This window comes from Nostoc sp. LPT (genome assembly GCF_017115165.1).
In the GTDB taxonomy this organism is placed as follows: Bacteria; Cyanobacteriota; Cyanobacteriia; order Cyanobacteriales; family Nostocaceae; genus Nostoc.
The window spans coordinates 53690-64902 of record NZ_JABXKF010000015.1; the positions used below are offsets into that span (position 1 = coordinate 53690).

Consider the following 11213-nt stretch of genomic DNA (forward strand, 5'->3'; position numbering starts at 1 on the left):
AAGATGAATTTCAAGGTTAAATAACTATGTACAATGGACACAAATGTTTGTCATAAAAACATCATCAGATAGAAGAATTAAAAGTATTCTAGAAGTAATCTATAAACATTGCAGCGCTTCTCGATCAAGCAAGAAATAATCAACACTTAACATACTTTAGGAACAAAAAATATGAGTATCGAAGATAAAGCAAAAGCTTTTGCTAAAAACGTCGAAGGAAAAGTACAAGAGGCAATTGGCGAAATAACTGGCGATCCTAAAGATAAAGCTGAAGGTAAAGCTAAACAAGCTGAAGCTCAAGTCCGTCACACCGCTGAGAATATCAAAGATGAAGTTAAAAAGACTTTAGAATAGTACAGCGTGATAGAGGTTTTCCTCGCTGTAACAAGTTTCTCAAGTAGTTAGATTTTGGCAAAAATATACATAGGTGAAATTTTATTTAGGAAGAAGGTTTAAGTTAAATAATTATTTACTGAACCTTCTTCCTTTATTAACTCTGTTTTTTACCTAAGATTTTCAGCCATTTGGACAATAACGAGCGCAAAACATTTTCTCAATCTATTACTGATTTTTTCAAAGGTGCTAATTCATAATTAATATTCTATTTACCTATCTTTTAACAGACATCTCAACATCACTTGGTAACTCTACTTATTCTATTGTACTAACAGCGTTATTAGGATTAGGCTTTATCGCTGCTGTAACTATAGGATCAATTGCCTGGTACAATTCCAAACGTCCTGTAGGTTGGGAAGATAAAGAGCGCCCTGATATTGTTCCAGAAATTGATCGGTAATAATTTTTTGTCTGCCTACTTTTAGTTTTCGTCAGCTAAAGGTAGACGGATAGTAAATGTACTACCCTTGCCTGGTTCAGATGTCACATCGATTGTGCCTTGATGTGCTTCGATAATATAGCGAGAGAGATATAGTCCCAAACCACTACCAGAACGTTGGTGTTTCCCTTGACGAAATCGCTCGAATAATATTGCCTGATCTGGTTTAGAAATTCCTGGCCCTGTATCTTGGATATCAATATTCACAGCTACCGGAGTCAGATAACAGTGAATATTTACAGAGCCTTTGTCTGTAAATTTAATAGCATTGCCGATGAGATTTGTCAAAACTCGCCGCAGTTCTAAGCGATCGCCCATAATAGTGCTTGCAGTTTCACCTCGATCGATGTTTACAGCTAATCCTTTTTCTTCAGCTAAAGGAGTTAATTCTTGGGAAACTTCACTAACTAATTCCTGAATATTGCAGGGAGAAATTTTTAAGGTTTTACAGCCCGCTTCATGACGATAAACTTCTAACAAGGTATTTACCATTTCCAGCAGGTCTTGATTGCTGCCAATCATGGTATCAATTATCTCTTGCAATTGTGGCGAAACATCGCAAAATCTGCCTTCCAGCAATAATTTTAATACGCGGTTGGAGGCTACCAATGGTATACGTAAATCGTGAGTAAAACGCGAGACGAAATCTGCCCGGAGGTTCGCCATCTGATCTCGTTCGTCGATACTATGCTTGAGGCGCAGGAGCGATCGCACCCTTGCATGTAGTTCATCAGGATCGAATGGTTTACGAATGAAGTCATCTGCACCAGCGTCAAGTCCTTCAACAACGCTAGACTCATAGTGAGCTGTGAGCAGCAGAATCGGGATAAATGGCAACGCCTGATTCTGTCGGATGCGCCGCGTAAATTCATAGCCATCTAGCTCGGGCATCATCACATCTAAGAGAATTATGTCTGGCGGTGACTCTTCAACCATAGCCAGAGCAATCTTACTATCTTCTACCAAGCTAATTTCATAGTCCTCATCTTCTAGGACTGCTTCTAAGACCAGTAGATTGTCAAAAATATCATCGACAACGAGAATTTTATCTTTTTTGACAGTTTTAGGTAAAAACATGGCTAAATAAAAAAAGAAGTGCTTGGCTATCCCTCGCAAATCTAGTAATAGCTTACTTCACCAGCGCTGAGATTATTAAGGATTAACATTTTCTTTTGGAGTTTCCTGAGTTAAATACCTATTTTCTACGTAATTAAAGTGGCTTTTTATATATTTAATGTGCTAATTAGTTAAAATAACATATTTTTTATAAGTATCTTAGCCGCCTGAATTATCCAATTAATACCAGTACCTGGGTGCTAGAGTGAGTTATTTTAGTCCCTTTTGTGTGCATAATCCCACTCAAAGCAAGGGTAACTACTTAATAGTCACCTACTTTTGCTTGCTACCAGATTTTTCATGAAAAATTGTTTAGCATAAAACATCGAGCGTTAGGTTAATGTATAGAAATTTTTTTTGATTAACTTAAGTAGGTCGGCAGAATAAAACCAAACTATGTTAACAAAAATGAACGAGGCTAAAACCCTCTTCCCTCCTGCTTCCTGCCTCCTGCCTCCTGCCTTATCCCAACGACAAATATTTACTTACGCCCACCTACTTTTGTCATATCGAAACTCTTGCCTTAGAAAAGCTTACGAGATAAGGTTATCTATGTCTAATGGTAGATGAAGTTCAGGGAACAATACCAAACGCATTGCTTTTTGTATAAGATCCCGAATAGAAGAATGAGATTATTTTAATCTGTACTTTAGATAAATAACAGTAAAGTTAAACAACTATGAGTGAAATCAAAATCCTTGTGATTGAAGATCACAACCTGACAAGAATCGGCTTGCGGTCTGCTTTACAAACCCAAGCAGAGTTTAACATTGTTGGTGAAGCAGCTAATGCAACCGAGGGCATCAAGCTTCTGAAAACTCTCAAGCCGGATGTTGCTACTATTGACATTGGTTTGCCTGACATGGATGGTATTGAGCTAACACGCACATTTAGGCAATATCAGGCAGAGAATGAGGACTACACAACAAAGCTGCTAATTTTAACGATGCAAAATAGCGAACAAGCAGTTTTAGCAGCATTTGCAGCAGGTGCAGATTCTTATTGCATGAAGGATATAGAAACAGAGAAACTAGTAGAGGCTGTGCAAACGACTTATGCAGGTAGCTCATGGATCGATCCAGCGATCGCAGACCTTGTACTACAACAAATACGTCAAGATTTCCCCGATGGCAACAGAGGCGCATCTGGAAAAAGAGTTTTGATTGAAGGTATTGATCCAGATGTTGAGAAAAGTATAGTTAGCTATCCTTTAACTCACAGAGAGATGGATGTTTTAGAGTTGATTGTCGCTGGCTGTGACAATGCAGAAATTGCTAAAAGGCTCTATTTAACAGTCGGTACTGTCAAAACTCATGTTCGAGGTATTCTCAATAAACTCTGTGTTGCTGACCGGACACAAGCTGCTGTCCGTGCTTTGCGGGCGGGATTAGTACCGTGAGCAAGTAAGCAACCATCATCAACTGCGTACACAAGAACAGTTAACGAATAAAAATATTTCTTCCCCAGTCTCCAATCCCTAAAAGCAGTTAACTGGGACAAAGATTTATGAAGAAATTGTTACAAAGTTTAGTAGAATGACATAATTGACTAAATAAGTATTTTTATATACATACATGATAGCGGATCAATTTCCCTGGCTTACCGCAATTGTCTTACTGCCACTTGTTGCTTCCCTGCTCATCCCTGTGTTGCCTGATAAAGATGGTAAGCGCGTGCGGTGGTATGCACTGGGTGTAGGTATTGCAGATTTTGCATTAATGTGCTACGCCTTTTGGAAGCATTACGATGCCAGCAGTGCTAGTTTTCAAATGGTGGAAAATTATGCCTGGGTGCCTCAGTTAGGTTTTAACTGGGCGGTCTCAGTAGATGGGCTTTCAGCGCCACTTGTACTTTTAGCCGGATTTGTCACCACACTCTCGATATTTTCAGCTTGGCAAGTCGATCGCCGACCCCGCCTCTTCTATTTTTTGATGCTGGTGCTGTATTCGGCACAGGTAGGGGTGTTTGTTGCTAAAGACTTGCTGCTATTTTTCATCATGTGGGAAGTAGAACTGATTCCCGTCTACCTACTAGTCTGCATTTGGGGTGGGCAAAGGCGTCGTTATGCAGCTACGAAATTTTTGTTGTATACCGCAGCTGCTTCTATATTTATTTTAGTGGCAGCCTTGGCAATGGGGCTATATGGCGGCGGTGATATGACATTTGATATAACCACCCTCGCCAAGAAGGAATATCCCCTTGGTCTACAACTGCTACTTTATGCAGGATTGTTGATTGCATTTGGTGTCAAGCTTGCTGTTTTCCCCATGCATACTTGGTTGCCTGATGCCCACGGCGAAGCATCATCTCCTGTATCAATGATATTAGCTGGTGTGTTGCTGAAGATGGGCGGATATGGACTGATTCGCCTGAATCTTGAAATACTTCCCGATGCACACATTTATTTTGCGCCGATTCTAGCCATTCTTGGTGTTGTCAACATTATCTATGGTGCATTGAACTCCTTTGCTCAGACCAATATGAAACGGCGTTTAGCTTATTCGTCGATTTCTCACATGGGGTTTGTATTGCTGGGGATTGCGTCCTTCACTGATTTGGGAATCAACGGCGCGATGTTGCAGATGATCTCGCATGGTTTAATTGCATCAGTGCTATTCTTCTTAGCAGGTGTTACTTACGATCGCACCCACACAATGGTAATGAAAGATATGGGCGGTATTGGTCAAGCCATGCCCAAAGTCTTTGCCCTGTTTACAATTGGAGCGATGGCATCTCTGGCACTTCCCGGTATGAGCGGCTTTGCTGGCGAACTCTCGGTATTTGTTGGGATGACAAGCAGTGACGTTTACAGTTCGACTTTCTGCATCGTAACAGTTTTTCTCGCCGCAGTTGGAGTTATCCTCACACCGATTTATCTACTTTCCATGCTGCGAGAAGTGTTTTATGGTAAAGACGCAGCACTGCTATGCGACATTAATAATGCAGGCTTGGAAAATCAAGAAGATGAGGGAACAGTTTGTTTTGGTACAGACTGTCTCGTACCAGAAGATGCAGTCTACGAGGATGCTAGACCCCGTGAGGTATTTATCGCTGCCTGTTTTCTGCTGATGATTATTGGTATTGGTTTCTATCCCAAGACGGCGATGCAGATGTACGATGTGAAGACTGTCGCAATCAATGCTAATCTTCGCCAGTCTTATGCCATAGTCTCGCAAAGCAATCCCCAAATATATGCTAATAAATTCTTGGTTCCGCAAATTTCCGAGGTTGAGGTAACGCCCATTTTGGGAACTTTGAAGTAAGCTTTTTGACCAATAGACTTGTTGAAAAGAGCCAAAGCTAGGTATATTTTTGAGGAATAACAGAGTATTGATAGCCTATCCATAGCGATCGGCTATCAATGCCAAATCATTCTCAGGATGCCCAAGATGTTTTTTCTGGAAAAGCTCCTTTTTTCCAATTTTGCCAAACCTTTACTGCTGCTCGTTGGAAAAATGCCTGCGAGTTTTGCTCTGGGGTTTCTTGAAGTTCCTTAATTTCTCCACTCAATTTATCTATCCATAAAGAGCCGAGACGATTTTCATGTGGGCCAAAGCGGTAAGTAACGCCGGTCTCATTCTCCTTTTCTTTTAGAATCAATACGTAAAAAGCCATAACAGATTAATATAGTCTAAAAAAGTTGGATACTTCAGTTTTAACTCATTTGAGTTATGCTCATGTTACTGGGGGACTCCACAAACGACCAGAGCGTTCAGTAGCGTCATGATCTGTACAGTAGTTATTAATGAACTAAAAATCAGGCTATGAATACCACAAAAGAAAAAATTCAATCTCTGCTGAAGCAATTGCCAGATGATTGCTCAATCGAAGATATCCAATACCATCTGTATGTAATTGAGAAAGTTAGTCGTGGATTAGAAGCAGCCGACACAGAAGGAGCGATCGCACAAGAGGAAGCTGAAGAACGTTTGAGCAAATGGCTTATCAAGTAGTTTGGTCTTCCAAAGCACTAGAAGATGTAGAAGACATCGCCACGTATATATCTCGTGATTCGACTGCTTATGCTGCGGCAATGGTTCAGAGGATAATTGATGTAACTCGTCACTTGAGCAACTTTCCTTTCTCAGGTCGAATAGTACCAGAGTTTAACGATGATAATATTAGGGAAAAGTTTGTATACAGCTATCGAGTCATCTATGGAATTCAGGGTGACACTTTAACTATTGCAGCAGTGATTCATGGAAAAAAACTATTGGATAAACTGGATGCAGATTGAGGGTAAGTCAAAGTAATTCGTAATTCGTAATTCCAATCAGTGTTATAGGACTGATATTTGATTTTTGAAATACATACACGTAGGGTGTGTGTTAGCAAAGTGTAACCCACCGTCCGAAGACTGTTTTGGAAGTTATTAAGTAAAGCTATTAAACCCATAAATTTTGAAAATATGGCGCTCGTTTTTTCAATAATTTTTGGCATCTAAGCAGCTTTAATATTACTTAACCCGCTACCACTTTTATATTGGTTGCGGGTATTTTTCGTGCTAAGTCTGTAGCTAAGTGTCAATTATTTAAATTAGAGTAAAGCGCAAAGACTATGCTACAACAGATTATATTTATCTGTAACTAAGCATACTTATGGTTAAATCATATCAGAAAAATACTGAGTTCCTATTGCTTGTTAAAAAACATTTCTCAGTTATCCATGCTGACTCGTATAGAGACCTAGAAACGGGTAAAGTCATAAAAGTTATAGATGGTGATGGTTTACTAGTCCGTAAGGGTGAAGAGAGCCTAAATATTCGTCTTGCTTACATCAATGCACCTGAGCATAATCAAGAATATGGATTAGACTCAAAAAAATGGTTAGAAAATCAGTTTTCAAATACAGCGTCTGTAATAGCCATAAGATTTATTGCTTTTGACGAAAAACATGGACGCCATATTGCTGATGTTTTTATAAATGGTTACTCCTTAAGCTGGCTTATGGTAATAACAGGCAATGCTTGGGCTTATTATGATTTTTTAACTACAGAAATAGAATTCAGCTACTTAGATGCTCAATACTTTGCTAGAAAAAAATATAGATTAGGACTATGGACTAACAACTTATTTCCTACTCCACCTTGGATTTATAGAGCAGAAGAAAAGGGTGAGAGAATAAGTCTTTTTCTCGAACATAATCGTACCAAAATAGCTATAGTCGAATCAAAAATAAAAAAATGCGAAGATGATCAAGAAAAGATTATAAACCTAGCAAATCGTAGCGAATTTAATCGTAATTACTGTCCAATGCGATATTATGAGCAGGTTTACTTGGATCAAATGCAATATGCAGCCATAATGTGTAATGGTGTAAATTGGGATTTAAAAAGTGGGTATAACGGTGTAGAAGGAGACGAGGTTAACATCCTGTTCTTCCAAATAGCAGTGAAAGCAGCTAAGGGAGATGAGGAAGCGGTTTATGAATACACGGCTTGGAAAAAAGCTTTGTACAAAGCTGTGGGTAAAGTACATATACCAAGATATTATGAAAAACGCTTAACCCAAGAATGGGTAGATACTCTTGTTCGTAGGGTAGAAAATTGGGTTATTAAAAGTAGCAGTCTGGTTGATTAACGAGCTTGATGTTTTCTGACTTATAAACAAATACCATAGCTCATGATCAAATCAACCCTTTACATGGGATGCTGGTTGATGATTAGTGAGTTTTACCAATGTCTGTTGTTTCTGGTGTCACTGTTACTGTTCCCGCCACAACTGCGAATTTGGGGCCTGGTTTTGATTGCATCGGTGCAGCTTTAAAGCTGTACAACGAGTTCAAGTTCACTCGCCTAGAAGAAGGTGGGTTAATTATTCATGTCACTGGTACAGAAGCCCAACGAGTCCAAACTGATGAAAGCAATCTCCTTTACCAAGCGTTTTTCAAGTTCTATCAACATATAGAGCAGACACCGCCGACTGTGAAAATAGAGATTAAATTAGGTGTCCCGTTGGCGAGGGGTTTGGGTAGTTCGGCGACAGCAATTGTTGGTGGATTAGTTGCGGCTAATCAACTCGAAGGTGCGCCTATGAGTCAGTCGCAGGTAATGGAGTTAGCGATCGCAATGGAAGGACATCCTGATAATGTAGTTCCAGCCTTGTTGGGAGGATGTCGTCTCGCTGCTACCAGTGGCGCAGGTTGGGAAATTTGTGATGTTCCCTGGCATAAAGATATTGTACCAGTTGTGGCTATTCCTAATTTTGAACTTTCCACTTCAAAGGCGCGGGGCGTTCTGCCAACAGAGGTGAGTCGCGCCGATGCGATTTTCAATACAGCCCATTTGGGCTTATTGTTACGCGGCTTGGAAACTGGTAACGGACAATGGTTAAAGACAGCTTTGCAAGATAGATTGCATCAGCCCTATCGTAAAGCTTTAATTCCTGGTTATGATGCTCTTAACATCGCAGCTGTTAGTGCTGGTGCTTATGGTATGGTGATTAGTGGTGCGGGGCCGACACTGTTAGCTTTGGTGGATAAGTTACACTCAAAGGCAGTGGAGGCGGCGATGGTAGCTGCTTGGCAAGAAGAAGGAATTACAGCCGAGGTGCGATCGCTTTCTCTCGATACCCAAGGCGCAAAAAGCTTTTAATATTTTACTCAGCACTTAAAACTCGATTTATGGAGCAAACTCAGGCTGAAATAGCGGCGCTTAACTCTCAAATTCAGGCTCTTTTAGAAGAACGCGCTGCACTTACTATTAATAATGTTATCTCTGGCGAGAATGATTCACCCCAGGCAATGGTGGAAGCTTACCGCCGTCAAGCCAGGGAAAATGCCCAATTATCAGTTGAACTCCAAGGCATAGATGCAGCGATCGCCGCCTTAGAAGGTAAGATAAAACAAAAACAAGGTAAGTTAGTGCGTTGGCAAGGTGAATCCAAACAACTTATCCAACAGCAGCAGCTAGAGGAAGCGAAAGAAGTGGCTCAGGTACATGCTCAACGCATTAATCAACTAGCAAGTGAACTGGCCGCAGAAGTCCGTTTTCTTAAGGCTTGTGCCAATCAACTGAGTCCAATGTATTGGCAGATTTATTACAAACCCTTTATTACTGGCTTTAAGACAATCTCCGTTCCCTATGTCCGCTCTGATGGAGAAGTGTGGACAATTGTTAACCGGATTGTCTAATGCTTTACCCTTTTCGCTTGTATGCAATACATTGACCGAAAACGAAAAGGGTACAAGCCCCTAAATTGATTTATGGAGATTAAAAATTATTGAATTTTGAATTTTGAATTTTGAATTTGGAGCGGAGCGACGTAACCTCTCTCCTTTTAGGCTATCCATTACCCCGATCTTTCTCAACAAAAATATAACTTACTTAAAACAAGAGCAAAAGCATTGATAGTTATCCACTCAAATTCTCCAGTTTGTGGTTAGCGATCGCCTAGAAAATTTTCGTCATTTACATTCTTTTGCTTTTGTCAAATATCCACATATCGCCTTGTTCTACAATCCTGTTCCTGACTTCTTTACAGCAATATTAAGAAAAATGTGACTAATGCATAGCAACTTTGAGAGAGGGATTTAGGCTCAAACATAAATGCTGGCTTTCCTCACAAGTTTCTCAAATTGTTTTGCTATAAATATAAATATAGGGCGAAAACCTTTAAGAGATTTAAAATTCAAAAGTCGCTAAACATAGTTGAGGGATTAGTCATTTTTGACAATCCAGCATCTAGAAACCCGAAACCGTAAAGACCAATTACCAATAAAATCGGAGGTCTATTATGATCTTTAAAAAGATTCTAGTTGCATTAGATCGCTCGGAAATAGGGCAACAGGTTTTTAAGGAAGCATTGGATTTAGCAAAGTTAACACAAGCTAGCTTAATGTTACTTCATGTCCTATCTTCGGAAGAAGAGGGTAGTCCTTATGTACCTATGCTGTCTAATATGGACTACTATCCAGGAATGACCAGTCAAAGCTTTGAGTTATACCAACAACAATGGGATACCTTTAAAAATCTAGGAATCCAGATGTTGCAATCTTTCTGTGCCCAAGCAAACACAGCAGGTGTCACTACGGAATTTACACAAAATGTTGGTAATCCTGGTCGTATTATTTGTGATTTAGCCCATAGTTGTGGCGCTGACCTAATTGTTATGGGGCGTCGGGGTCATTCTCGGTTGATGGAACTGTTTCTCGGTAGTGTGAGTAACTACGTTCTTCACCATGCTCCTTGTTCAGTGCATGTTGTGCATCTTTCAATTACTCCTAAAATAGATAAAGTTGTCAAAGAAACTACAAGCGCTTTCAGCGTTAACTAACTACTAAGCTATTCCACATCTAACTTGCATAATTAGGGTGGGTAATACTTCGGCGTGACGCTATGCAAAATTAAAGTTAAGAGCGAAAAGTGGATCTATGAAAGAAGATACTAGCGAGATCGTTGGTTTTCATGCTCATGTTTACTTCGATCCTGCAAGTCGGGATGTAGCTGCGCGTGTACGCGAAGGATTAGGCGCTAGGTTTGAGGTGCGACTCGGACGCTGGTTTGACAAGCCCATCGGGCCACATCCAAAAGCGATGTATCAAGTTGCTTTCTTACCGAATCAGTTTGATAAAGTCGTTCCTTGGTTAATGCTCAATCGTGAGGGATTAGATATTCTCGTCCATCCTGAGACCGGGAATGCTGTGGCAGACCACGCAGTTCATTCCTTATGGTTAGGAGAAAAACTAGATTTGAATATTGAGTTTCTCCAACAGCTTAGTCCGACTTTATCCAATTAAGGAAAGTAAATGACGTTGTTGGGTAAAAGTTTTGGTTTGAGGCGTGAAACTTTTTCTATTGTGACTAATTTTGGTGAAATTGAAAAAGTCCAATTTCTTAATTAATAAAGGTTTCAGCCTATGCGTAGGCGCTTTGGCGGTTTGCTGCAAGTATCGCAATAAAGGAAAAATGGATAAAGTCGAGGCTCAGACCATGACTAAAACTTAAGCTACAGCTAGATTGCAAGTTAATGAAGTACAAAAATACCCCTCCCTAACCCTCCCCGTATGTATCTACGGTGTACACACAAGTCGAATTACCCCCCTTATAAAGGCTACCGTGTACACACAAGTTGAATTTCTTCTTAAATCCCAAAGATTACCTACTTAATCGCAGTGATGGTTAGGGTGGGGTAAAACTAAAGCTAAAACCTTAGTAAATCAGGTTTGGGGTGAGGTTTTGAGAATTTATGCAATAAATATATTGATTTTGGGTGGTCGTTTATTGAATTCGGGTGGTCGTTTATTGAATTCGGGTGGTCGTTTA

Annotated in this window: 12 protein-coding genes; 10 read left to right on the forward strand and 2 right to left on the reverse strand. The window is 40.1% G+C overall.

All coding sequences use genetic code 11. The features are described from left to right. The first annotated feature begins 171 nt into the window (after positions 1–171). Complete coding sequence (locus HWQ58_RS02905; RefSeq protein ID WP_292857493.1) at positions 172–354, forward strand: CsbD family protein; 183 nt, start codon at positions 172–174, stop codon at positions 352–354. Between the two features lie 463 nt (positions 355–817). Here HWQ58_RS02905 and HWQ58_RS02910 read toward each other — a convergent pair whose 3' ends face one another. Then, a complete protein-coding gene (locus tag HWQ58_RS02910) occupies positions 818–1912 on the reverse strand; it encodes a hybrid sensor histidine kinase/response regulator (protein WP_292857495.1) in 1095 nt (364 codons plus the stop codon). 718 nt (positions 1913–2630) lie between these two features. Here HWQ58_RS02910 and HWQ58_RS02915 point away from each other — a divergent pair. Both HWQ58_RS02915 and HWQ58_RS02920 read left to right on the forward strand, forming a co-directional pair. Then, complete coding sequence (locus HWQ58_RS02915) at positions 2631–3350, forward strand: response regulator transcription factor (protein WP_292857498.1); 720 nt, start codon at positions 2631–2633, stop codon at positions 3348–3350. Positions 3351–3525: 175 nt separating this feature from the next. After that, on the forward strand, positions 3526–5214 hold the full coding sequence (locus tag HWQ58_RS02920; protein WP_292857501.1) for an NAD(P)H-quinone oxidoreductase subunit 4: 1689 nt from the start codon (positions 3526–3528) through the stop codon (positions 5212–5214). Between the two features lie 112 nt (positions 5215–5326). Here the strand turns inward: HWQ58_RS02920 and HWQ58_RS02925 are convergent, their stop codons facing one another. Next, a complete protein-coding gene (locus HWQ58_RS02925) occupies positions 5327–5566 on the reverse strand; it encodes a hypothetical protein (RefSeq protein ID WP_292857504.1) in 240 nt (79 codons plus the stop codon). Positions 5567–5715: 149 nt separating this feature from the next. Here HWQ58_RS02925 and HWQ58_RS02930 point away from each other — a divergent pair, with 149 nt between their 5' ends. From HWQ58_RS02930 to HWQ58_RS02960, 7 genes are all read left to right on the forward strand, one after another. Further along, the gene (locus HWQ58_RS02930; protein WP_292857507.1) at positions 5716–5904 is read left to right on the forward strand and encodes a hypothetical protein; all 189 of its coding nucleotides are present in this window, start codon (positions 5716–5718) and stop codon (positions 5902–5904) included. Then, positions 5889–6188, forward strand: a complete 300-nt coding sequence (locus tag HWQ58_RS02935; protein ID WP_292857510.1) for a type II toxin-antitoxin system RelE/ParE family toxin — start codon at positions 5889–5891, stop codon at positions 6186–6188. The genes HWQ58_RS02930 and HWQ58_RS02935 overlap by 16 nt, the downstream gene beginning before the upstream one ends. A gap of 361 nt (positions 6189–6549) precedes the next feature. Next, on the forward strand, positions 6550–7530 hold the full coding sequence (locus tag HWQ58_RS02940; protein ID WP_292857514.1) for a thermonuclease family protein: 981 nt from the start codon (positions 6550–6552) through the stop codon (positions 7528–7530). Between the two features lie 98 nt (positions 7531–7628). Next, the gene (thrB, locus tag HWQ58_RS02945) at positions 7629–8543 is read left to right on the forward strand and encodes a homoserine kinase (RefSeq protein ID WP_292857516.1); all 915 of its coding nucleotides are present in this window, start codon (positions 7629–7631) and stop codon (positions 8541–8543) included. A 29-nt stretch (positions 8544–8572) separates the two neighbouring features. Beyond that, positions 8573–9082 (forward strand): hypothetical protein, encoded by a 510-nt coding sequence (locus HWQ58_RS02950; protein WP_292857519.1) that lies wholly within the window; start codon positions 8573–8575, stop codon positions 9080–9082. A gap of 605 nt (positions 9083–9687) precedes the next feature. Further along, on the forward strand, positions 9688–10224 hold the full coding sequence (locus HWQ58_RS02955) for a universal stress protein (protein WP_292857542.1): 537 nt from the start codon (positions 9688–9690) through the stop codon (positions 10222–10224). A gap of 97 nt (positions 10225–10321) precedes the next feature. Beyond that, on the forward strand, positions 10322–10687 hold the full coding sequence (locus HWQ58_RS02960) for a DOPA 4,5-dioxygenase family protein (RefSeq protein ID WP_292857522.1): 366 nt from the start codon (positions 10322–10324) through the stop codon (positions 10685–10687). Positions 10688–11213 lie beyond the last annotated feature (526 nt).